Origin of the sequence: Nocardioides iriomotensis, assembly GCF_004168035.1 — a bacterium.
Lineage (GTDB): Bacteria > Actinomycetota > Actinomycetes > Propionibacteriales > Nocardioidaceae > Nocardioides_B > Nocardioides_B iriomotensis.
Window position 1 is genome coordinate 43,360 of record NZ_SDPU01000020.1, and the last position, 22,605, is coordinate 65,964.

A 22,605-nucleotide genomic window follows, 5' to 3' on the forward strand; every position below is an offset into this window, starting at 1 on the left:
GCATGACAACGGCCATCTCCGCCCACGACGTCGTGAAGACCTTCGGCACCACCCGGGCCCTCGACGGGCTCGACCTGGAGGTGGCCACCGGAGAGGTGCACGGTTTCCTCGGCCCCAACGGCTCCGGCAAGTCGACGACCATCCGGATCCTGCTGGGGCTGGTGCGCGCCGACTCCGGCGAGACCACGCTGCTCGGCGGGGACCCGTGGCGCGACGCCGCGACGCTGCACCGCCGCGTCGCCTACGTGCCCGGCGACGTCAGCCTATGGCCGAACCTCACGGGCGGCGAGGCCATCGACCTGCTGTCGCGGCTGCGCGGCGGCCTCGACGAGCGGCGCCGGGCCGAGCTGCTCGAGCGCTTCGACCTCGACCCCACCAAGAAGGCGCGGTCGTACTCCAAGGGCAACCGGCAGAAGGTCGCCCTCGTCGCGGCGCTGGCCTCCGACGCCGAGCTGCTGCTCCTCGACGAGCCGACCTCGGGCCTCGACCCGCTGATGGAGGCGACGTTCCAGGACTGCGTGCACGAGCTGCGCGCCGAGGGCCGCACCGTCCTGCTCTCCAGCCACATCCTCGCCGAGGCCGAGGCGCTCTGCGACCGGGTCAGCATCATCCGGTCCGGCCGCATCGTGCAGACCGGCACGCTCGCCGCGCTCCGCCAGCTCACCCGCACGACCGTGATCGTCTCGACCCAGCAGCCCGCCGACGGGCTGGCCGGCGTACCGGGCGTCCTCCGCGTCGAGCACGTCGACGGCAAGGTGCACTTCGACGTCGACACCGACCACCTCGACGAGGCGATGGACTACCTCGCGCCGCTGCGGGTCACCTCCCTGGTCAGCCACCCGCCGACGCTGGAGGAGCTGTTCCTCCGCCAGTTCGGCGAGAGCGTCGAGCCGGTGGAGCCCACGGACACCGAGAGTGCGGGCGCCCGATGAACGGTCTCCTCGGCACCGCGTCGCTGCTGCGGCTCGTGCTGCGGCGCGACCGGATCCGCCTGACGGTGTGGGTGCTCGCCCTGGTGGGGATCACCGCCGCCTCGGCCGCCGGCGTCGCCTCGACCTACGACACCGCGGTGAAGATCGCGTCGTACCAGCGCAACATCGGCTCCAGCCCGGCCAGCGTCGCCATGGCCGGACCGCCCGTCGCGCTGGACACGATCCAGGGGATCATCGTCTACGAGACCAGCCTGACCGTCCTCATCGGCGTCGCGATCATGGCCGCGATGACCGCCGTACGGCACACGCGCGCCGAGGAGGAGGTGGGCCGCACCGAGCTGCTCGCCTCCGGCGTCGTCGGCCGGCACGCTGGCACCGCGGCTGCCGTCATCGTCGCCTGCGCCACGTCCGTGGTCATCGGGTTGGGTGTGACCGCGTCGGTCGCCGCCCAGGACTTCGGGACCGGCGCCTCCCTCCTGTACGGCGCCTCGGTGGCCGCGCTCGGCATCGTGTTCGCCGCGATCGCCACCGTCGCGGCCCAGCTGATGTCGCACGCCCGCACCGCGACCGGCGCGACGCTCGCCGTGCTCGGTGCGGCCTTCGCGCTGCGCGCCATCGGCGACGTGCAGGGCAGCGGGCTCGTGTGGCTCTCGCCGATCGGCTGGTCGCAGCAGGTCCTGCTGTTCGACGGTGACCGCTGGTGGCCCCTGGCCGTCTCGCTCCTCGTCGCCGCGCTCCTGCTCGTCGGCGCCGGCTGGCTCACCACCAGGCGGGACGTCGGCTCCGGCGTGTTCCCCGACCGCCGCGGCGCCGCGCGCGCCGGCCGGTCCCTCTCCTCGCCGCTCGGCCTGGCCTGGCGGCTGCAGCGCGGCACCGTCATCGCCTGGGCCGTCGCGCTGGTGCTGCTCGGGCTGGTGTTCGGCTCCTTCAGCGAGCAGCTCGAGAACATGGTCGAGGACAACCCGACGCTGCAGCAGTACTTCGAGCAGACCGGCGGCTCCGTCACCGACGCGTTCTTCGGCACGGCGCTGCTGTTCATGGGTCTGGGCGCGGCCGGCTTCGCCGTCGCGTCCGCGCTGCGGCTGCACGGTGAGGAGGGTGCGGGGCGCGTCGAGCCGATGCTCGCCGGGCAGGTCTCGCGCTGGCGGATGCTGCTCAGCCCGCTCGTGGTCACCCTCGGCGGCGCGGCCCTGCTGGTCAGCCTCGGTGGCCTCGGCGTCGGGATCGCCGACGCGCTCGTGCGGGGGAGTGCCGACCAGGTGCTGCGCCTCGTCGCGCTCTCGTGGGTGCAGCTGCCGGCGGTCCTCGTGCTCGTCGGCCTCGCCGTGCTGCTCCTCGGCTGGGCCCAGCGCGCCACCGCCCTCGCATGGGCCGCACTCGGCTTCGCCGTCGTGATCGGCTGGCTCGGCGGCCTGCTCCGCCTCCCGGACTGGGTCGACGGCCTCTCGCCGTTCCAGCACCTGCCCCAGGTCCCCGTCGAGCCCGTCGCCCTCGCCCCCCTCCTCGCGCTGACCCTCCTCGGCGTCGGCCTCATCGCGCTCGGTGCCGTGGGCTACCGGAGGCGCGACATCGGCTAGCCGTGGCCGGCTCTCCACCGTGGCCGGCTCCCTGCCCGGGTGCGCATCCATGTACTGCGCTCCTCACCACAAACGCGGACCGAGGGGTCAGTTGGGCAGGTCGACGCTGCGCGTGTCGGTGCCCAACGGACCCCTCGGTCGACATTCCACCCGGACCCCGGCCGCGGCGTTCTGGGGCGGGGGCTCTCTGCCGGGCCGGGTCGGTGACCGCGTGCATTCCTGTGGCTGAGTTCGGCACATATTGGGAATAGTTAGCAAGACTAATGAGTTACGCTAACGATATGACACCCACGGTCGAGCAGGTTGCGCGCACGGACACCGGTCTGGCGTCGCTGTTGCGTGTCTCGGTGGCGCGGCTGAGCCGGCGACTCCGGTCGGAGCGCGACCCGCTCAACGAGCTGCTCCCGGTCGGACAGCTGTCCGTGCTGGGCTCGCTGTTCCGCAACGGCCAACTGACCGTCGGTCAGCTGGCCGGGATCGAGCGGGTCCAGCCGCCGTCGATGACGCGCACGGTCAACTGCCTGGTCGACGGCGGCTACGTCGAGAGACGGCCGCACGAGACCGACCGCCGCCAGGTGGTCGTCTCCCTGTCCGCCAAGGGCGAGGAGACCCTCGCCGCGGACCGCAAGCGCCGCGACGCCTGGCTCGCCCAGCGGCTCCGCGAGCTCACCCCCGAAGAACGCCGGCTGCTCCGTGCAGCTGCCCCCATCATCGAAAGGCTGGCGCATAGTTGAGCCCCACGTTCCAGGCCCTGTCGAACCGCAACTACCGGCTGTACGCAGCCGGTGGCATCGTGTCGAACACCGGCACCTGGATGCAGCGGGTCGCCCAGGACTGGCTGGTGCTGCAGCTGACGCACAACAACGGCACGGCGCTCGGCATCACGACCGGCCTCCAGTTCCTGCCGATGCTCCTGCTCTCGCCGTACGCCGGCCTCGTCGCCGACCGGTTCCCCAAGCGCCGCCTGCTCCAGGTGACCCAGCTGATGATGGCGGGGCCGGCGCTGCTGCTCGGCCTGCTCGCCGTGACCGGGGTCGCCGAGCCGTGGCACGTCTACGTGCTGGCGTTCGTGTTCGGCATCGGCACGGCGTTCGACGCGCCGGCGCGGCAGTCGTTCGTGTCGGAGATGGTCGAGCCCGACCTGCTCACCAACGCGGTGGGCCTCAACAGCGCGTCGTTCAACCTCGCGCGCATCGTGGGCCCGGCGCTCGCCGGCCTGCTGATCGCCGCGCTCGGCTCGGGTGCGGAGGCGACCGGCTGGGTGATCATGGCCAACGGCCTGAGCTACGGATCGGTGATCTTCGTGCTGCAGAAGATGCGCGCCGAGGACCTCGATCCCGCCGAGCTCGCCGCGCGCGGCAAGGGGATGATCCGCGAGGGCATGCGCTACGTCCGCAGCCGCCCCGACCTGATGCTGGTGCTCGCGATCGTGTTCTTCGCCGGCACGTTCGGCCTCAACTTCCAGATGACGTCCGCGCTGATGACGACCGATGTGTTCGGCAAGGGTGCCTCCGCCTACGGCATCCTCGGTACGACGATGGCCTTCGGCTCGCTCACCGGCGCGCTGCTCGCCGCCCGGCGCGGTCGCCCGCGCTACCGGCTGGTGGTGCTCGCGGCGCTGGCGTTCGGGGTGGTCGAGGTGCTCGCCGGCCTGTCGCCGTCGTACCTCGTCTACGCGCTCTGGACGCCCGTGCTCGGCCTGACCGCGCTGACCATGATCACCGCGGCCAACGCCACCGTGCAGCTCGGCACGACCGCCATGATGCGCGGGCGCGTGATGGCGCTCTACATGATGATCTTCATGGGCGGCACGCCCGTGGGGGCGCCGATCGTCGGCTGGATCGGTGAGACGTTCGGCGCCCGCTGGACCCTCATCGGCGGTGGTCTGGGCACGATCGTCGGCGTCGTGGTCGCGGCGGCGCTGTTCGCCCGCACGCAGGGCATGCTCGACCCCGAGGTCAACGAGCGGCCGCGGCTGCGCAAGCGCGGTCGGCAGCCCGAGCTGGTGCGCTGACCCCGGGGCGGCTGCCAGGGGCAGTCCGGGGCCGACGCGCTAGGCCTTCGTGGCGAACCAGGGCGCGCGCAGGTCGCGGAACTCCAGGTCGTGGATCGACTCCCAGAACTGCTTCATCATGTCGTGCTCCGGGCCCTCGGTCGGCATCGCCTTGGCCTCGCCCTCGCGGGCCGCGGCCTCGTCGGTGAACGCCACCGTCTCGGTGAAGGTGCCGTCCGGCTCGATCGCGAACGTCGCGCCGATGATCTCCGGGCGGGCGTCGTGGAGCATCGTCTCCATCTGGGTCATGCCGGCCTCGAGCGCGTCGGGGTCGTCCATCTTGCCGCGGATCACCTGCACGAAGCCGGCGCTGTCGGAGCCGCCGTCCATCATCATCACGACGCGGTCGCAGTCGTGGAACTCGACGGGACCGTCGAACATCCGCTCCATCTGCGCCCACCACTCACCCTGCTCGGGCCGGGCCGAGTTGGCCATCGCCGCCTCGCGCGACTCGAACCGGATCACCGCGACCATCTCGTTCTGGTCGGTGAAGCCGTACGTGCCCCCGAGGTAGCCGGTCGCGCCCGGTGCCAGCTCGGTCTGCCAGCGGTCCGCGAGCGCCCGCAGCTCGTCCGGCTTGGTGCACTTCCCCTGGATGATCTGGATGAACACTGCTCTCTCCCTCCGGCGGATCGGCGCGCGCACACGTCGACAGGGGGCACCGTTGCCCCCTCTCGGGACGCTAGGACCGGGACCGGGAGGGGTCCATAGCGCGATCGGGCCGTCCGGTCCGCCCCGATAAACTGGCCGGTGTGAACCCCCGCTACCGCCGCATGGTGATCCCCGGTGCACTCGTCGGGCTGATCCTGATCGTCGCCGTCGCGGCGCTCGTGCGCGGCTAGGGCGACGATGGCTGCTGAGCCCCTCCTGCGGGCCCTCGCGCGCACGCGCGGCCTGCTGCTCGACGACACCGCCCTGGTCCGCGCCGTCGCCTCGGGACGGCAGAAGGGCCGGCAGCCGCGCTGGCGCCGCGTGGAGCTCCGGTACGTCGACCTCAAGGCCGGGCGACGGCTCCAGGTGACCGCGTACGACGACACGCAGGCGCACACCAGCAACCACGAGCCCGGCGGCGACGCCCGTGACGCCGTCGACGCGCTGCTCGACGAGCCCTTCGGCAACTGGCACGTCGAGACCGCCACCGAGACGCACCAGGTCCGGGTCACCAAGAAGCTCGAGGCGATGGTCCACACCTCCGCCCGCGCGGCCGACGCCGGGCCCGACGGTGCCCCGCCGGACACGGCGGACGCCAAGGCGCACGACCGGAAGAAGCCGCGGCTGCTGCCCGAGGACCACCCCGTCCTCCGGGCGATCGGCATCGCCGACGAGCAGGGCCGGGTCAAGCCCAGCCGGCAGGCCAAGTACCGCCAGGTCGAGGAGTTCCTCCGCAGCCTGGGCCCGGCCGTCGACGACGCGCTCGCCTCGGGCCGGCTGCGCACGCCCACCGCCGACGACCCGCTGCGCGTGGTCGACCTCGGCTGCGGCAACGCCTACCTGACCTTCGCCGCGCACGCCTACCTGCGCGACGTCCGCGGGCTGCCCGTCCACGTCGTCGGCGTCGACGTCAAGCAGCAGTCGGCCGACCACAACACCGCCGTCGCCGAGCAGCTCGGCATCGGGGACACCGCGACCTTCGTCGTCGGCGACATCGCCGGCGCCACGCTGCCCCAGCCGCCCGACGTCGTGCTCGCCCTGCACGCCTGCGACACCGCGACCGACGACGCGCTGGCCCGGGCCGTGACCTGGGAGGCGCCGCTGGTGCTCGCCGCGCCGTGCTGCCACCACGACGTCGCCGCCCAGCTGCGCCGCGCGCCCACTCCCGCGCCGTACTCCCTCCTGACGCGGCACGGCATCCTCCGCGAGCGCTTCGCGGACACCCTCACCGACGCCGTCCGCGCCGGCGTGCTGCGGCTGGTCGGCTACCGCGTCGACGTGATCGAGTTCGTCGAGTCCAAGCACACCCCCCGCAACACCCTGCTCCGCGCCGTCCGCACCGGGGCCGACGCCTCGCCGGAGGCGCGCGCGGAGTACGACGACCTGGTCCGCACCTGGGGCGTCCACCCGGCGCTCGCCGAGCGGCTGCATGACCGGCTTCTCTAGCGCCGCCGCCGCGGCGGCCGGGCTGGTCGTCGCCGCCGTCCCGTCGAGCGTGCTGTTCACATTCGACGACCCCGAGATCGCCGAGTCCAGCGGCCTCGTCGACGCGGGGTCGGTCGTCTACACGGTCAACGACTCCGGCTCCGGCCCGGTGCTGTACGGCGTCGACCCGGCGAGCGGCCGCACGACCACCCGGACGACGTACACCACCGACGAGGTGGTCGACGTCGAGGCCCTCGCGCCCGGGCGCGGCGGCACGGTCTGGGTCGGCGACGTCGGCGACAACGGAGCGGACCGGGACACCGTCGCGCTCTACCGGGTGCGGCCCGGGAGCGGCGGCGCGCAGCGGCTCGACCTGCGCTACCCCGACGGCCCGCGCGACGCCGAGGCGGTGCTCGCGCACCCGCGCACCGGGCAGCTGTTCGTGGTCTCCAAGAACGTGTTCGGCGGGACCGTCTACGCCGTCCCGGCCGGCGCGCGGCCCGGCACGGTCACGACGATGCGACGGTTCGCGCAGGTGCCTGGCCTGGTCACCGACGGCGCGTTCCTGCCCGACGGGGAGCACGTCGTGCTGCGCGGCTACGGCAGCGCCACCGTCCTGACGTTCCCGGCGTTCGAGGTCAGCGGCACCGTGAACCTCCCCGAGCAGCGGCAGGGCGAGGCGGTCGCCGTCGGTCGCGACGGGCGGGTGCTGCTGTCGAGCGAGGGCGTCGGCACCGACGTGCTCCAGGTGCGGCTACCCGCGCGGCTCACCGCCGACCCGGCGACCTCGCCGCGCCCGTCTCCGAGTGCCTCCGGCTCCGCATCCCCGTCCGCGGACGTCCCCGACGCACCCGCGGCCCAGGAGCCCCGCGACGGACGCCGGGGCATCTGGTCGCACCCGCTCGCCGCCGCGGCACGGGTCCTGATGGGCGTGGTGCTGCTCGGAGCCCTCGGCCTGACCTGGTGGCGGCTGCGCCGCCGCTGACTACCGATATCGGTCGTCCGGGAGTGACCCAGGGGTCACGCTTCGACTACCGATATCGGTATCGGGGTAACCCCGTCGCGTGCCACGACTCCGCACCGTCTCGCCCACCAGCCGCGGCTGGAGCCGCCGCCGCGCGGGCAAGGGCTTCGTCTACCTCGACGACGAGGGCGTGCGGCTGACGGCAGAGCACGTCGCCCGGATCAAGGACCTGGTCATCCCGCCCGCGTGGGAGGACGTGTGGATCTGCCCGCTCCCCAACGGGCACATCCAGGCCGTGGGGGTCGACGAGGCCGGGCGGAGGCAGTACCTCTACCACCCCGACTGGCGGACCAAGCGCGACAAGCTGAAGTTCGACCGGGTCCTCGAGGTCGCCGCCAGGCTGCCGCGCGCCCGGGCCGCGATCCTGGAGCACCTCGCCCTCGACGGCATGCCGGTCGAGCGCGCCGTGGCGACCGCCGTACGCCTGCTGGACCTCGGCTACTTCCGGATCGGCTCCGACGCGTACGCCGACAGCAACGGCAGCTTCGGCCTGACCACCCTGGAGAAGCGGCACGTCCGGGCCCGCGACGGTGCGCTGGTGTTCCGGTTCGAGGGCAAGTCCGGCATCGAGCACGAGATCCGGATCGAGGACGCGCTGGCCGTGGCCGCAGTGGACACGATGCGCCGGCGTCGTGGCGGGGGAGACCGGCTGCTCGCCTACAAGAAGGTCCGGTCCTGGACCCCGATGGACGCCGCGCTGGTCAACGACTACCTCCGCGACGCGACCGGCGCCGAGATCACCGCCAAGGACTTCCGCACCTGGCACGCCACCGTCCTCGCCGCGGCCGCGCTGGCCGGCAGCGACGAGCCCGGCGACACGAAGACCTCGCGCAAGCGGGCCGTCGTCGCCGCGATCAAGGAGGTCGCCGAGTACCTCGGCAACACCCCGGCGATCGCCCGGAGCTCGTACGTCGACCCGCGCGTGCTCGACCTCTACGAGGACGGCGTGACGATCGAGTCCGCGGTGCGCCGCAGCTACCCGACGCCGGAGGAGCGGCAGACTGCCTACGAGCGCGCCGTGCGTCGGATGCTCACGACCTGAAGCGGCGGCCGGAGCACCCGTCGCAGCGCGTCGGTCAGCCGAGCTGCTCGACCACGTGGTCGATGCACGCGGTGAGCGCCTCGACGTCCGCCGGGTCCACGGCCGGGAACATCGCCACGCGCAGCTGGTTGCGGCCGAGCTTGCGGTAGGGCTCGACGTCCACGATGCCGTTGGCGCGCAGCACCGTGGCGACCGCGGCCGCGTCGATGGCGTCGTCGAAGTCGATCGTGCCGATGACCAGCGAGCGCTCGTCGGGGTTGGTGACGTACGGCGTGGTCCACGACGTCTTGTCGGCCCAGGTGTAGAGCCGGGTCGACGAGTCGGTCGTCCGCGACACCGCGAAGTCGAGGCCGCCCTGGCCGTTGAGCCAGTCGAGCTGCTCGTTGAGGAGGAACATCGTCGCGAGGGACGGGGTGTTGTAGGTCTGGTTCTTGGTCGAGTTGTCGATCGCGGTCGGCAGGTCGAAGAACGCCGGGACCCACCGGTCGGACGCCGCGATCTCGGCGGCACGCTCGAGGGCGGCGGGCGACATCACGGCGATCCAGAGCCCGCCGTCGGACGAGAAGTTCTTCTGCGGCGCGAAGTAGTAGGCGTCGACCTCGCTGATGTCGACCGGCAGCCCGCCGGCGGCAGAGGTCGCGTCGACCAGCACGAGCGCGCCGTCGTCGGCCCCCTCGACCCGGCGTACCGGAGCCATCACGCCGGTCGACGTCTCGTTGTGCGCCCAGGCGTAGGCGTCGATGCCGGCCTCGGCCCGCGGCGCGGGCCGCGTGCCCGGGTCGGACGTGATCACCGACGGGTCGCCGAGGAAGGGCGCGGCCTTGGCGGCGGTGGCGAACTTCGAGGAGAACTCGCCGAACGACAGGTGCTGGCTGCGCTCGCGGATCAGGCCGAACGTGGCGATGTCCCAGAACGCCGTGGCGCCGCCGTTGCCGAGGACCACCTCGTAGCCGTCGGGCAGCGAGAACAGCGACGAGATCCCCTCACGGACCCGGCCCACGAGGTTCTTCACCGGCGCCTGGCGGTGGGAGGTGCCCAGGAGCGACGTGCCGGTGGCGGCCAGCGCCTCGAGGGCCTCGACCCGGACCTTGGAGGGACCGGCGCCGAAACGGCCGTCGGCAGGCTTGAGGTGGTCGGGGATGGTGATCGTGTCGGTCACGACAGGTACCTCGTCAGACGTCTCGTGGTGAGTGCGACCTGACCCCGTTGTCAGAGCGTCCCGGACCTTGGCCGGGCGCGGGCCTATTCTGTCACCCGCCAACGACACGTCGGAACGGGGACGAATCATGAGCAACCTCCCGCTGGGGCCGTCCGGCCACCCGGGCGAGGTCCGGCAGCGGCCGGTCGGCCAGACCGTTCTCCGCTACGGCGGCGGCGCGATGGCGGTCGTGGGAGCCGTGCTGCTCGGCACGGGTGCCTACGACTTCCTGACCGTCGACGGCTTCGGCATGCCGACGAAGTTCTGGATGCTCATGGTCGGGATCCCGGTGCTCGGCATCGGTCTGATGCTGGTGAACCTCAGCGTCGCCCGCGCCCAGGTCGCACGGCTGCGCGAGGGGATGGCCGCCGGCGGGCGTGGGTGCCGGACCTGCGGCCGCCAGAACGACGCCGCGGCCCGCTTCTGCGACGCCTGCGGCGCCCAGCTGGCCTGACGTGCTGCGCATCGAGCACGTCGCGATCACGGACTCGGCCGCGCAGGCGCTGATCGCGGAGGTCCAGGCGGAGTACGTCGAGCGCTACGGCGGCCCGGACGCGACCCCGCTGCACCCGGAGATGTTCGTCGCGCCGGCCGGGGCCTTCTTCGTCGGCTACCTCGGCGACGTCCCGGTCGCGATGGGCGGCTGGCGGTCCCGCCCGGACGTGCCCCGGCTCGGGGGCAGCAGCTCGGCCGAGATCAAGCGGATGTACGTCGCCCGCGCCGGCCGGAGGATGGGCCTCGCCCGCGCCCTGCTCGCGCACCTCGAGCGCACCGCGGCGGAGTCCGGCGCCGACACGATGGTGCTGGAGACCGGTGTCGCCCAGCCCGAGGCCATCGCGCTCTACGAGTCGGCCGGCTACGAGCCGGTCGAGAAGTTCGGCCACTACGCCCGATCGCCTCTCTCGCGCTGCTTCGGCAAGCGGCTCTGACCGGCCCGTAAGGGTCCCCCGGCGGGGGCCGTTCGGCCCTGTCGCCTCCCCGCCTGCGGGCGGACGGTGAGGGAGACCCCTGGCCGTGCGGCCGCCGGGTCCGTGGTGCGAACGACCCGCCCGGGAGGCGACCATGAGGCACTCGACGAGCTCTTCCCCGCTCACCCTTCTCGCCGGAGCCGTGGCGCTCCTGACGCTGGCCGCGTGCGGAGGTGGTGGCACCGAGACCGCACAGCCTGCCGGCTCGGCCTCGTCGAAGGCCGAGAGGTCGGTGGTGGTCGACCAGAAGCTGGCCAAGCAGGTGCCCTCGGCGATCTCCTCCGACGGCAAGATCACCGTGGGGACCGACGCGACGTACGCGCCGAACGAGTTCCTCGCGCCCGACGGCCAGACCGTGGTCGGGTTCGACGTCGACCTGTTCCGGGCGGTCGCCGCGAAGCTCGGGCTCCGCACGACGTTCGTCCCGGCGCCGTTCTCGGCCATCATCCCGGGCGTCTCCTCGGGCAAGTACGAGATCGGGGTCTCGTCGTTCTCCATCAACGCCGACCGCGAGAAGCAGACCGACATGATCAGCTACTTCAACGCCGGTACGCAGTGGGCTGCCCCGACGGGAAACCCCGACGGGATCGATCCCGACAACGCCTGCGGCAAGAAGATCGCCGTCCAGCGCGGGACCGTGCAGGCCGACGACGTCACCAGCCGGTCCAAGGACTGCACCGACAACGGCGACCCGGCGATCCAGGTCGACCAGTACCAGGGCCAGGACCAGGCCACGTCAGCCGTCGTGTCGGGCAAGGACCAGGCGATGCTCGCGGACTCACCCGTCATCGCCTACGCCATCAGCCAGACCGGCGGGCGCCTGGAGAAGGTGGGGGAGCTGTACGACGCGGCGCTGTACGGCTACGTCGTGAAGAAGGGCGACACCGCGTTCTCCGACGCCCTGGCCGGGGCGGTGAACGCCCTGATCGCCGACGGCACCTACCAGAGGATCCTCGGCCGCTGGAAGGTCGACGACGGCGCCGTGGCCAAGGCGCAGGTCGACCCGCCGGCCGCAGAGTAGGCGCGGGCTCGCGATGTCGGCGACGAGCACGGACGACGAGGCCGCGGCGGAGATCAGGGCGGTCCCCGTCCGACACCCCGGCCGCTGGGTGGCCAGCGCCCTGGTCGTGCTGCTGTCCGCGATGTTCGTGCACATGCTGGTCACCAACGAGGCGTTCCAGTGGGGCTTCATCCGGGACAACGCGTTCTCCGCGCCCGTGCTGAGCGGGGCGAAGAACACGCTGATCCTCACCGTGCTCGCGATGGTGATCGGTGTCGCCCTGGGGATCGTCCTCGCGGTGATGCGGCTCTCGCCCAACCCGGTGCTGTCGGGCGGCGCGTGGATCTACGTCTGGTTCTTCCGCGCCGTGCCGCGCGTCGTCCTGCTGATCCTGTTCGGCAACCTGGGCGTGCTGTACGCGCAGTACGACCTGGGCGTGCCGTTCGACCGGCAGATCGCCGACCTGTTCGGCCTCAGCCTCGACGGCCGGTTCCTCAGCGTCGACGCCAACACCATCCTGACCGCCTTCGTCGCCGCCCTCCTGGGACTGGCGCTGTCCGAGGCGGCCTACATGGCCGAGATCGTGCGCGCCGGCATCTCCTCGATCGACGAGGGCCAGACGGAGGCGGCGCAGGCCCTGGGCATGTCGCGCGGTCGGCTGATGCGGCGGATCGTGCTGCCGCAGGCGATGCGCGTGATCGTCCCGCCGACCGGCAACGAGACGATCGCGATGGTCAAGGACACCGCGCTGGTGGCGTTCGTGCCCTACTACGAGCTGTTCTTCCAGCTGCAGGCCATCGGCTCGCGCACGTTCCAGCTGTTCCCGATGCTGGTGGCGGCGTGCCTGTGGTACCTGGCGATCACGAGCGTGCTCATGGTCGGCCAGCACTTCCTCGAGCGTCGGTTCAGCCGCGGCACGCGCCGCAGCACCGACCGCGGGAACCGCCGGGCGCTGCTGGCGAACCGGACCAAGGCCCCCGAGAACGGGAGTGAGGATGCCTGAGGCGACGGAGACCCCGACCCCGATGGTGAAGGCCGAGCGGGTGCGCAAGCACTTCGGCCGCGTCGAGGTGCTCAAGGGCGTCGACCTGGAGGTGATGCCGAGGACGGTGATGTGCGTCGTCGGGCCGTCCGGGTCGGGGAAGTCGACGTTCCTGCGCTGCATCAACCACCTGGAGCAGATCAGCGGCGGGCGGCTGTGGGTGGACGGCGAGCTCGTGGGCTACCGGCAGCGCGGCGGGAAGCTCTACGAGCTGAAGGAGAAGGAGGTCGCCCAGCACCGCCGCGACATCGGCATGGTGTTCCAGCGCTTCAACCTCTTCCCCCACATGACCGCCCTGGGCAACGTGGTGGAGGCGCCGGTGCAGGTGCGCGGCGCGAACCGCGCCGACGCCCGCCGGCGCGGGCTCGAGCTGCTCGAACGGGTCGGCCTGGGGGAGCGCTGCGACATGTACCCGTCACAGCTCTCCGGCGGCCAGCAGCAGCGGGTGGCGATCGCGCGGGCCCTGGCGATGGACCCCAAGCTCATGCTCTTCGACGAGCCCACCAGTGCCCTCGACCCGGAGCTGGTCGGCGAGGTGCTCGACGTCATGCGCGGCCTCGCCGAGGCCGGAATGACGATGATCGTGGTGACCCACGAGATGGGGTTCGCCCGCGAGGTCGGCGACCAGCTCGTCTTCATGGACGACGGCGTCGTCGTGGAGGCGGGCAACCCGCGCGACGTCATCAACAGCCCGCAGCACGAGCGCACGCAGGCGTTCCTGTCGAAGGTGCTCTGACCGCGACCCGTCCCGGGTCGTCGGTTCCGGGTGGTTCCCGACGTGCGGTCGCTGGGCCATCATGGGCGCATGGATCCGCACCGGCACGTGGTGGCCCTCGACGTCGACGCCGCGACCGCCTTCGAGGTGTTCACCGAGCGGATCTCCGAGTGGTGGCCCGAGGCCTACTCGCCCGACCCGGACGCCTTCGACGGGGTGCGGATCGAGCCGCGCGTCGGCGGCCTGGTCGTCATGACCGACATCCACGGTGACGAGCTCGTCCTCGGCGAGGTCACGGCCTGGGACCCCGGTACGACGTACGCCCAGACCTGGACGCTCACCCAGGACCCGGACTCGCCGAGTTCGCTGACGGTCCGGTTCGCCGACACCGACACGGGCTCCGAGGTGGTCGTCGAGCACGGCGGCTGGCACGAGGGGAACGTCGCCCACCGCGACAAGTTCGGTGACTGGCCGTTGATCCTCGAGCGGTTCGCCTTCGTGAGCGGGACCTGATGCGCCTGCCCGGCCGCCGCCGTCGAAGGGAGCGCGAGGCCGAGGAGGACCTCGCCGCCGTGCGCGTCCTCGCCGACGAGGACGTCACGCAGCTCGGCGAGGAGCTGACCCGGCTCGACGGCGAGGTGGCGCGGCTCGACCGGGACGGCCGGGTCGACTACCAGAATGCGCTCGACGCCTACGAGGCCGCGCAGCGCTCGGTGCCGCGGATGCGCCGGGCCGACGACATCGCCGCCGTCGTCGACACGCTGTCCACCGCGCGCTACGCGATGGCCTGCGTGCGCTCCCGGCTCGACCGGCAGCCGCTCCCGGAGCTGAAGCCGCCCTGCTACTTCAACCCGCAGCACGGCCCGTCCACGCGTGACGTGCGCTGGACGGCGCCCGGCCGCGGCACCCGGATGGTGCCGGCGTGCGCGCAGGACGCCGCCCGGGTGGCCGACGGCGAGCGGCCCGACGTCCGCACCGTGCGGGTCGGCGGCCGCCGCATCGCCTACTGGGAGGCGGGCACGGCGACGGACCCCTACGGCCACGGCTACCACGTCTCCGGCCACGTCGGCCGGGCCGCGCGCCTCGCGCGATGACTCTTGCGTCCGGTCCCGGTCACTAAAGAGACGGACCACCGCACCCGAGGAGTGCCCCATGACCGCGACCTACACCTTCGACGTCTTCGCCAGCCTCGACGGCTACGGCTCCTACGGCCCGCCCGGTGACTGGGGTGGCTACTGGGGCAAGCAGGGTCCCGAGCTGATCGCGCACCGCGAGGGGGTGTACGGCGACGAGCACCGGATGGTCTTCGGCGCCACGACGTTCCGGCAGTTCGTGACGATGCTGGCGGAGAGCGACGAGGACTCCGAGGTGCGCGACTCCTGGGTCACCCGGATGAGGAACCTGCCGACCACCGTCGTGTCCTCGACGCTGGAGGGGCCGCTCGACTGGCCGGACGCGACCGTCGCGCGCGGTGACGCCGTCGAGGTCGTGACCCGGCTCAAGGAGGAGTCCGACGTGCCGCTGCGCTCCCACGGCAGCCTGTCCCTGAACTGGGCGCTGATGGCCGCCGGTCTCGTCGACCGGGTGCAGGTGACGATCTTCCCCGTCATCACCGGGCGCAGCGGCGTGAACCCGGTCTTCGGCGGGGCCGCCGACTTCGACCTCGAGCTGCTCGAGAGCCGGACCCTCGACCGGCGCACGCAGGAGCTCGTCTACCGGCCGACGGTGCACTGACGCCGTCGACCGGCCCGGGCGGGCCGGTCAGCGCACGCTCACCGCGAGGTAGCGCTCGTCGGAGATCTCCTTGCCCCAGTAGACCGGGTCGGGCAGGTGGCGGACCGCCACGCTGCGGCCGGTGCCGTGCACCAGCTCCTCGGTCTGGGCCGACGTCAGCCCGCCGCCGGTGAACCAGCGGCCCTCGACCAGCACCAGCCGGCCGCCGGGCGCGAGCAGGGTGACCCAGCGTGCCAGGCCGGCGGCCGGGTCGGGCAGGGCCCAGAGCACGTGCCGGGACAGCACCACGTCGAACGACCCGGCCGGGAGCTGCGGGTCGCTCGCGTCGCCGACGGCGAACGTCGCCGCGACCCCGGCCGCCTCGGCCTTGGCCTCCGCCCGCGCGACCATCTCCGGCGACAGGTCGATCCCGCGCACGTCGTACCCCTCGGCGGCGAGGAGCACCGACAGCGTGCCGGTGCCGCAGCCGAGGTCGGCGACGCGGGCCGGAGCGGGCGGCAGGTGCTCGAGCAGCAGCTCGCGCCAGGCCGCGCGGGTGGCCGGGTCAGCGAGGCCGTGGTCGGGCTCGTCGTCGAACGTCGCGGCCTCCGCGTCCCACAGGGCGCGGGTCTCGTCGGTGCTCACGGGCGGACCCTACGCGACCAGGCCGGCTAGGCCGACCACTCCTTCTTCCAGCCCTCGACCTCGTCGGCTTTGCGGGCGGACGGTCCGGTGTAGACGGCGGACGGCCGGATCAGCCGGCCCGTGCGCTTCTGCTCGAGGATGTGCGCCGACCAGCCGCCGGTGCGCGCGCACGTGAACATCGAGGTGAACATGTGCGCCGGGACCTCGGCGAAGTCGAGCACGATCGCCGCCCAGAACTCCACGTTGGTCTCCAGCACCCGGTCGGGCCGGCGCTCGCGCAGCTCCTTGAGGGCGGCCTGCTCCAGGGACTCGGCCACCTCGTAGCGCGGGGCGTCCAGCTCGCGCGCGGTGCGGCGCAGCACGCGGGCACGGGGGTCCTCGGCCCGGTAGACCCGGTGGCCGAACCCCATCAGCCGCTCGCCGCTGTCGAGCAGGCCCTTGACGTAGCCGGCCGCGTCGCCGGACCGCTCGACCTCCTCGATCATGCCGAGCACCCGCGACGGCGCGCCGCCGTGCAGCGGCCCGCTCATCGCGCCGATGGCGCCCGAGAACGCCGCCGCGACGTCGGCGCCGGTCGAGGTGATGACCCGCGCGGTGAAGGTGGAGGCGTTCATGCCGTGCTCGGCGGCGCTGCTCCAGTAGGCGTCGATCGCCTTGACGTGCTTGGGGTCCGCGGCGCCCTTCCAGCGGATCAGGAACTTCTCCGCGAGCGTGCGGCCCTGGTCGACCTCGCTCTGCGGCACGACCGGCTTGTGCAGGCCGCGGGCGGACTGGGCGGCGTACGACAGCACCATGACCGCGACCCGGCTGAGGTCCGCGCGGGCCTGCTCGACCGTGATGTCGTAGGTCTGCCGGAACCCGAAGGCCGGCGCCAGCATCGCGATCGCCGCCTGCACGTCGACGCGGACGTCGCCGGTGTGCACCGGGATGTTGTAGGCCTCGGCGGGCGGCAGGCCGGGGGTGTAGGCGCCGTCGATCAGCAGGCCCCAGACGTTCTCGAACGGCACCCGGCCGACGATCTCCTCGATGTCGACGCCGCGGTAGCGCAGCGCCGACCCCTCCTTGTCGGGCTCGGCGATCTCGGTCTCGAAGGCGACGACGCCCTCCAGGCCGTGGTGGACCTCGGTCATGCAGCGACCTTCCTCTGCGGGGGCACCGGGACGCCGGCGTCCCGGCTCGATGCGAACCGGCCCTCATCATGCCCCGCGAGGTGAAGGTCGTCACGGACTAGTTTGGTGCCATGGCCGACGAACGCGACCTGGCCGCGCTCCGGCGCGAGTACGCCCTCGGCGGGCTGACCGAGGAGGAGCTGGCCCCCGACCCGATCGCGATGTTCCGGCGCTGGCTGCACGACGTCACCGTGGCCGGCCTGCACGAGCCCAACGCGATGGTGGTCGCGTCCTCGACCCTCGACGGCGTGCCGTCGAGCCGGCTGGTGCTGCTCAAGCACCTCGACGAGCGCGGATTCGTCTTCTTCACCAGCTACGGCTCGCGCAAGGCCGCGGAGCTCGACGCCAACCCCGCTGTCGCGCTGCTGTTCCCCTGGCACGACCTGGAGCGGCAGGTCCGGGTCGAGGGACCGGCGTCCCGGCTCGGGGAGGCGGAGAACGCGGCGTACTTCGCCACCCGCCCGCGCGCCTCGCAGCTCGGCGCGTGGGCCTCGCCGCAGTCGGAGGTGGTCGCCTCGCGCCAGGAGCTCGACCGGATGTACGCCGACGCGACCGCCCGGTTCGGCGGCGCGAACGGCGGCCAGGAGGTCGGGCTGCCGCCGGGCTGGGGCGGCTACCTCGTCGAGCCCCGCGTGGTGGAGTTCTGGCAGGGCCGGCGCGGCCGGATGCACGACCGGCTGCGCTACCGCCGCGTCGAGGGGACGGAAAACGGCTGGCTCACCGAGCGGCTCGCGCCGTAGCCTCGCCGGCGATGCTTTCATCGTCAAACCACTTGTGAGTGAGTGCTCACTCACTTAGGATTCCGGGCGTGCCACCCCGTGCTGCCCCGATGAGCCCCGACGACCGCCGCCGGGCGATCATCGACGCCGTCCGCCCGCTGCTCATCGAGCACGGCGACCGGCTCACGACCCGGCTGATCGCCGAGGCGGCCGGCGTCGCCGAGGGGACGATCTTCCGGGTCTTCCCCGACAAGGACGCCCTGCTGAACGCCGTCGCCGCCGACACGCTCAACCCGAGCGACGCCCGCGAGCACCTGCAGGCGGCGCTCGCCGACGCCTTCGACCTGCCGACCAAGGTCCGGATCACCGCCGACCTGATGCTCAACCGCTCCGACCAGGTCGTCGCGGTGATGATGGCGATGCGCAAGCACTGGATGTCCTCGCTCGCCCAGCGCCACCAGGACGCCGAGCAGGCAGGGGACGACGGACCGGCGCACGAGCAGCACGGCCCGCCGGAGTTCGTGGTGGTCGCGCACCAGGCGCTGCTCGAGCGGCTCACCGAGGTCTTCGCCGCCCACGCCGACGAGCTCACCGTCACCCCCGAGCGCGCCGCGCTGCTGCTGCGCACCCTCGTGCTGGGCTCCCGCAACCCGGGGGTCCGCCCCGACGACCGCCTCACCGCCGACGAGATCACCGACGTGCTCCTCGGCGGCATCCAACGGCCCGGCAAGGCCGACGACAACAGAGGGGAGTGAGCATGCTGCTCCGGCTGCTCCGTCAGTACCTCACGCCGTACCGGCGCGAGATCGCCGTCATCGTCGCGCTCCAGTTCGTCGCGACGATGGCCGCGCTCTACCTGCCCAGCCTCAACGCCGACATCATCGACGACGGCGTGGCCCAGGGTGACACGGGCTTCATCGTGCGCACCGGCGCACTGATGCTCGGCGTCTCGCTCGTGCAGATCCTCTGCAGCGTCGCCGCCGTGTACGTCGGGGCGCGGACCGCGAGCCTGCTCGGCCGCGACCTGCGCGCCTCGCTCTTCCGCCACGTCGGCTCGTTCTCCGGACGCGAGCTGGCCGGCTTCGGCGCCCCGTCGCTGATCACCCGCACGACCAACGACGTGCAACAGGTGCAGATGCTCGTGCTGATGACCTTCACGATGATGGTCACCGCGCCGATCATGATGGTCGGCGGCGTGCTGATGGCCGTCCGGGAGGACCTCGGCCTGTCGTGGCTGGTCGCCGTCTCGGTGCCGCTGCTGTTCGCCTCGGTCGGCCTGATCGCCTCGCGGATGGTGCCCGGGTTCCGCATCATGCAGACCCGGATCGACGGGGTCAACCGGGTGATGCGCGAGCAGATCACCGGCATCCGGGTGGTGCGCGCGTTCGTGCGCGAGCCCGTCGAGACCGAGCGGTTCGGCGAGGCCAACGCCGACCTGAGCCGCGTCGCGGTCAACGTCGGCCGCTGGATGGCCACGATGTTCCCGACCGTGATGCTCATCCTCAACGTGTCGAGCGTCGCCGTGCTGTGGTTCGGCGGGCACCGCGTCGACGACGGCGCGATGCAGGTGGGTGCGTTGACCGCCTTCCTCGCCTACCTCGTGCAGATCCTGATGGCCGTGATGATGGCCAGCTTCATGCTGATGATGGTGCCGCGCGCGGCGGTCTGTGCCGACCGCATCACCGAGGTGCTCGACACCGAGTCGTCCGTCGTACCGCCGGCCGACCCGGTCACCGAGCCCACCGGCTCCGGGCTGCGGATGCGTGGCGTCTCCTTCACCTACCCGGGCGCGGAGGCTCCGGTGCTCCGCGACGTCGACCTCGACGCGCGGCCCGGCCGGACGCTGGCCGTGATCGGCTCGACGGGTGCCGGCAAGACCACGCTGGTCAACCTGGTGCCGCGGCTGTTCGACGTGACCGGCGGCGTCGTCGAGGTGGCCGGCGTCGACGTGCGCCGGCTCGACCCCGACGTGCTGTGGAGCCGGATCGGTCTCGTGCCGCAGAAGGCGTTCCTGTTCTCCGGCACGGTCGCCAGCAACCTCCGGCACGGCAAGCCCGATGCCACCGAGGAGGAGATGTGGCAGGCGCTCGAGGTCGCGCAGGCCCGTGACTTCGTGGAGGCGATGCCCGGCGGGCTCGAGGCGCCGATCGCGCAGGGCGGCACCAACGTCTCCGGCGGGCAGCGGCAGCGCCTCGCGATCGCCCGCGCGGTGATCCGGCGGCCCGAGGTCTACCTGTTCGACGACGCGTTCTCCGCGCTCGACCTGGCCACCGACCGGCGGCTGCGCGCCGCGCTGGCCCCGATCACCACCGACGCCACCGTCGTGGTCGTCGCCCAGCGTGTCTCCACGATCCTCGACGCCGACGAGATCGTCGTGCTCGAGGACGGCGAGGTCGTCGGCCGCGGCACCCACGACGAGCTCGTCGCGACCAACGAGACCTACCAGGAGATCGTCGCGTCCCAGCTCACCCCGGAGGAGGCGGCATGAGCGACCGCAAGACCCTCAAGGTCACCGAGCGCGTCCAGATGGGCGGCGGCCCCGGCCGCGGCGGCCCGTTCGGCGGCGGCATGGTGGGCCAGAAGTCGATGGACTTCGGCCCGTCCGCCAAGCGCCTCGTGGGCCGGCTGGCGCCCGAGCGCGGCAAGGTCGTCCTGGTGCTGCTGCTCGCGATCGCCTCGGTCACGCTCAGCGTCATCGGCCCGCGCGTCCTCGGCTTCGCGACGGACCTCATCTTCGAGGGCCTGTTCGGCCGCAACCTGCCCCCCGGCATGTCCAAGGCCGACGCCGTCGCCGCTCTCCGGGAGCGTGGCGACGACCGGCTCGCCGACATGCTCGCCGGCATGGACGTCGTGCCCGGTCAGGGCGTCGACTTCGGCGCGGTCGGCCACGTGCTGCTGCTCGTGCTCGGCGTGTACGTCGTCGCCTCGCTGCTCATGTGGCTCCAGGGCTACGTGCTCAACGACGTCGTGCAGTCCGCCGTACGCCGGATGCGCGACGACGTCGAGGCCAAGATCCACCGGCTGCCGCTGAGCTACTTCGACCGGCAGCCCCGCGGCGAGCTGCTGTCCCGGGTCACCAACGACATCGACAACATCAGCCAGACGCTGCAGCAGACCATGAGCCAGCTGCTCGTCTCGCTGCTCACCGTCGTCGGCGTGCTGGCGATGATGTTCTCGATCTCGCCGACGCTCGCGCTGATCGCGTTGGTCACGGTGCCGGTCGGGATGGCGCTGACCGGCCAGATCATGAAGCGGTCGCAGGGCCTGTTCATCCAGCAGTGGCGCCGCACCGGCGCGCTCAACGGCCAGATCGAGGAGGCCTTCACCGGGCACAGCCTGGTCAAGGTGCTCGGTCGCCGGCGCGAGGTCGAGGCGGCCTTCGAGGCCGAGAACGACGAGCTCTACCAGGCGTCGTTCGGCGCGCAGTTCGTCAGCGGGCTGATCATGCCGGTGATGATGTTCCTCGGGAACCTCAACTACGTCGTGATCGCCGTCCTCGGCGGCCTCCGCGTCGCCAACGGCTCGATGAGCCTCGGCGAGGTGCAGGCGTTCATCCAGTACTCCCGCCAGTTCACCCAGCCGCTCACCCAGCTCGCCTCGATGGTCAACCTGCTCCAGTCCGGCGTCGCCTCGGCCGAGCGCGTCTTCGAGCTCCTGGACGCGGAGGAGGAGCCCGTCGAGTCCGACGCACCGCCGACGACCGGTGGCCGCGGCGAGGTCCGGTTCGAGGACGTGTCCTTCCGCTACGACCCCGACCGGCCGCTCATCGAGGACCTGTCTCTGGTCGCCCGGCCGGGCGAGACCGTCGCGATCGTCGGCCCGACCGGCGCCGGCAAGACCACCCTGGTCAACCTCGTCATGCGCTTCTACGACGTCGACTCCGGCCGGATCACGCTCGACGGCGTCGACGTCGCGACGATGCGCCGTGCCGACCTGCGCGGCCGCACCGGCATGGTGCTGCAGGACACCTGGCTGTTCGAGGGCACGATCCGCGACAACATCGCCTACGGCCGTCCGGGCGCGAGCGAGGAGGAGATCCTCGAGGCCGCGCGCGCGACGTACGTGGACCGGTTCGTGCACAACCTGCCCGACGGCTACGACACCGTGATCGACGAGGAGGGCGGCTCGCTCTCGGCCGGCGAGCGGCAGCTCGTCACGATCGCCCGGGCGTTCCTCGCCAAGCCGGCGCTGCTGATCCTCGACGAGGCGACCAGCTCGGTCGACACGCGCACCGAGCTGCTGGTGCAGCACGCCATGGCCGCGCTGCGCACCGACCGCACCAGCTTCGTGATCGCGCACCGGCTGTCGACGATCCGCGACGCCGACCTGATCCTCGTGATGGAGGACGGCCGGATCGTCGAGCAGGGCAGCCACGACGAGCTGCTCGCCCGGGGCGGCGCCTACGCCGAGCTCTACCAGGCACAGTTCGCCGCGCCGGCCGACGACGCCGCGATCACGGCCGAGGAGCTCGGCGCCCCCGTGTGAGGGGAGGGGACAGGGGTCGAGAACGAGGAACGGCCCGTGGGCGGTGCGGTGTTCCCCTCAGGGAGGGGGTCCGCTCTCGAGCCGGACTCGCTCGAGCGCCCACGGGCCGGGTGACTGCCCTGGATTACCAGCGCGCACGACAACCATCGGCTGCGCCGTGCTGGTCGGTGCGCTGCTAGGAAGCAGCCACCTCACGCGTCCTGAAAGAATTCACTTCTGGACCACCTCCTTTCCCGTGTGCCCTCAG

Annotated in this window: 23 protein-coding genes; 19 read left to right on the top strand and 4 right to left on the bottom strand. The window is 72.3% G+C overall.

Going from position 1 to position 22,605, the window contains the following annotated elements; translation table 11 throughout:
• Positions 1–2: 2 nt before the first annotated feature.
• The 4 genes from ETU37_RS06855 to ETU37_RS06870 all read left to right on the top strand — a co-directional run bounded on the left by ETU37_RS06855 (position 3) and on the right by ETU37_RS06870 (position 4,523).
• Positions 3–932 (top strand): ABC transporter ATP-binding protein, encoded by a 930-nt coding sequence (locus tag ETU37_RS06855; protein ID WP_129986513.1) that lies wholly within the window; start codon positions 3–5, stop codon positions 930–932.
• Positions 929–2,509, top strand: coding sequence for an ABC transporter permease (locus ETU37_RS06860; protein ID WP_129986514.1), 1,581 nt, complete (start codon positions 929–931; stop codon positions 2,507–2,509). The genes ETU37_RS06855 and ETU37_RS06860 overlap by 4 nt, the downstream gene beginning before the upstream one ends.
• A 281-nt stretch (positions 2,510–2,790) precedes the next feature.
• Positions 2,791–3,243, top strand: coding sequence for a MarR family transcriptional regulator (locus ETU37_RS06865; RefSeq protein WP_240755593.1), 453 nt, complete (start codon positions 2,791–2,793; stop codon positions 3,241–3,243).
• Entirely contained in the window at positions 3,240–4,523 is a 1,284-nt protein-coding gene (locus ETU37_RS06870) for an MFS transporter (protein WP_129986516.1), read from the top strand. Before ETU37_RS06865 ends, ETU37_RS06870 begins: the two co-directional genes overlap by 4 nt.
• Before the next feature lie 39 nt (positions 4,524–4,562).
• Here ETU37_RS06870 and ETU37_RS06875 read toward each other — a convergent pair whose 3' ends face one another.
• Positions 4,563–5,174 carry a hypothetical protein gene (locus ETU37_RS06875; protein WP_129986517.1) on the bottom strand — a complete coding sequence of 204 codons (612 nt, stop codon included), beginning with the start codon at positions 5,172–5,174 and terminating at the stop codon, positions 4,563–4,565.
• Between the two features lie 237 nt (positions 5,175–5,411).
• On the opposite strand from ETU37_RS06875, the gene ETU37_RS06880 reads away from it, so the two are divergent.
• The 3 genes from ETU37_RS06880 (at position 5,412) to ETU37_RS06890 (ending at position 8,704) form a co-directional block, all read left to right on the top strand.
• Positions 5,412–6,659: a class I SAM-dependent methyltransferase gene (locus ETU37_RS06880; RefSeq protein WP_129986518.1), complete on the top strand. Its 1,248-nt coding sequence runs from the start codon at positions 5,412–5,414 to the stop codon at positions 6,657–6,659.
• Positions 6,643–7,623 (top strand): hypothetical protein, encoded by a 981-nt coding sequence (locus ETU37_RS06885; RefSeq protein ID WP_129986519.1) that lies wholly within the window; start codon positions 6,643–6,645, stop codon positions 7,621–7,623. The genes ETU37_RS06880 and ETU37_RS06885 overlap by 17 nt, the downstream gene beginning before the upstream one ends.
• Positions 7,624–7,702: 79 nt before the next feature.
• On the top strand, positions 7,703–8,704 hold the full coding sequence (locus ETU37_RS06890) for a DNA topoisomerase IB (protein ID WP_129986520.1): 1,002 nt from the start codon (positions 7,703–7,705) through the stop codon (positions 8,702–8,704).
• A 34-nt stretch (positions 8,705–8,738) separates the two neighbouring features.
• Here the strand turns inward: ETU37_RS06890 and serC are convergent, their stop codons facing one another.
• Positions 8,739–9,863: a phosphoserine transaminase gene (serC, locus tag ETU37_RS06895; RefSeq protein ID WP_240755594.1), complete on the bottom strand. Its 1,125-nt coding sequence runs from the start codon at positions 9,861–9,863 to the stop codon at positions 8,739–8,741.
• A gap of 127 nt (positions 9,864–9,990) precedes the next feature.
• On the opposite strand from serC, the gene ETU37_RS06900 reads away from it, so the two are divergent.
• The 8 genes from ETU37_RS06900 to ETU37_RS06935 all read left to right on the top strand — a co-directional run bounded on the left by ETU37_RS06900 (position 9,991) and on the right by ETU37_RS06935 (position 15,361).
• The gene (locus ETU37_RS06900; protein WP_129986522.1) at positions 9,991–10,356 is read left to right on the top strand and encodes a zinc-ribbon domain-containing protein; all 366 of its coding nucleotides are present in this window, start codon (positions 9,991–9,993) and stop codon (positions 10,354–10,356) included.
• A gap of 1 nt (position 10,357) precedes the next feature.
• A complete protein-coding gene (locus ETU37_RS06905; protein WP_240755595.1) occupies positions 10,358–10,831 on the top strand; it encodes a GNAT family N-acetyltransferase in 474 nt (157 codons plus the stop codon).
• A 133-nt stretch (positions 10,832–10,964) separates the two neighbouring features.
• The gene (locus ETU37_RS06910) at positions 10,965–11,891 is read left to right on the top strand and encodes an ABC transporter substrate-binding protein (RefSeq protein ID WP_129986523.1); all 927 of its coding nucleotides are present in this window, start codon (positions 10,965–10,967) and stop codon (positions 11,889–11,891) included.
• A 13-nt stretch (positions 11,892–11,904) separates the two neighbouring features.
• Positions 11,905–12,873, top strand: a complete 969-nt coding sequence (locus ETU37_RS06915; protein ID WP_129986524.1) for an amino acid ABC transporter permease — start codon at positions 11,905–11,907, stop codon at positions 12,871–12,873.
• On the top strand, positions 12,866–13,648 hold the full coding sequence (locus tag ETU37_RS06920; RefSeq protein ID WP_276319674.1) for an amino acid ABC transporter ATP-binding protein: 783 nt from the start codon (positions 12,866–12,868) through the stop codon (positions 13,646–13,648). The genes ETU37_RS06915 and ETU37_RS06920 overlap by 8 nt, the downstream gene beginning before the upstream one ends.
• Positions 13,649–13,717: 69 nt before the next feature.
• Positions 13,718–14,140: an SRPBCC domain-containing protein gene (locus tag ETU37_RS06925; RefSeq protein WP_129986525.1), complete on the top strand. Its 423-nt coding sequence runs from the start codon at positions 13,718–13,720 to the stop codon at positions 14,138–14,140.
• Positions 14,140–14,721, top strand: a complete 582-nt coding sequence (locus ETU37_RS06930; protein WP_129986526.1) for a hypothetical protein — start codon at positions 14,140–14,142, stop codon at positions 14,719–14,721. The genes ETU37_RS06925 and ETU37_RS06930 overlap by 1 nt, the downstream gene beginning before the upstream one ends.
• A gap of 58 nt (positions 14,722–14,779) precedes the next feature.
• A complete protein-coding gene (locus ETU37_RS06935) occupies positions 14,780–15,361 on the top strand; it encodes a dihydrofolate reductase family protein (RefSeq protein ID WP_129986527.1) in 582 nt (193 codons plus the stop codon).
• A 27-nt stretch (positions 15,362–15,388) separates the two neighbouring features.
• On the opposite strand, the gene ETU37_RS06940 is transcribed toward ETU37_RS06935, so the two are convergent.
• Both ETU37_RS06940 and ETU37_RS06945 read right to left on the bottom strand, forming a co-directional pair.
• On the bottom strand, positions 15,389–15,985 hold the full coding sequence (locus tag ETU37_RS06940; RefSeq protein WP_129986528.1) for a class I SAM-dependent methyltransferase: 597 nt from the start codon (positions 15,983–15,985) through the stop codon (positions 15,389–15,391).
• Positions 15,986–16,011: 26 nt separating this feature from the next.
• Positions 16,012–17,115, bottom strand: a complete 1,104-nt coding sequence (locus tag ETU37_RS06945) for a citrate synthase 2 (RefSeq protein ID WP_129986529.1) — start codon at positions 17,113–17,115, stop codon at positions 16,012–16,014.
• A gap of 110 nt (positions 17,116–17,225) precedes the next feature.
• Here ETU37_RS06945 and pdxH point away from each other — a divergent pair, with 110 nt between their 5' ends.
• From pdxH to ETU37_RS06965, 4 genes are all read left to right on the top strand, one after another.
• The gene (gene pdxH / locus ETU37_RS06950) at positions 17,226–17,894 is read left to right on the top strand and encodes a pyridoxamine 5'-phosphate oxidase (RefSeq protein ID WP_129986530.1); all 669 of its coding nucleotides are present in this window, start codon (positions 17,226–17,228) and stop codon (positions 17,892–17,894) included.
• A gap of 68 nt (positions 17,895–17,962) precedes the next feature.
• The gene (locus ETU37_RS23445; protein ID WP_206053777.1) at positions 17,963–18,628 is read left to right on the top strand and encodes a TetR/AcrR family transcriptional regulator; all 666 of its coding nucleotides are present in this window, start codon (positions 17,963–17,965) and stop codon (positions 18,626–18,628) included.
• A 2-nt stretch (positions 18,629–18,630) separates the two neighbouring features.
• Positions 18,631–20,361, top strand: coding sequence for an ABC transporter ATP-binding protein (locus tag ETU37_RS06960; protein WP_129986531.1), 1,731 nt, complete (start codon positions 18,631–18,633; stop codon positions 20,359–20,361).
• A complete protein-coding gene (locus ETU37_RS06965) occupies positions 20,358–22,358 on the top strand; it encodes an ABC transporter ATP-binding protein (RefSeq protein ID WP_129986532.1) in 2,001 nt (666 codons plus the stop codon). Before ETU37_RS06960 ends, ETU37_RS06965 begins: the two co-directional genes overlap by 4 nt.
• The last annotated feature ends 247 nt before the right edge of the window (positions 22,359–22,605 follow it).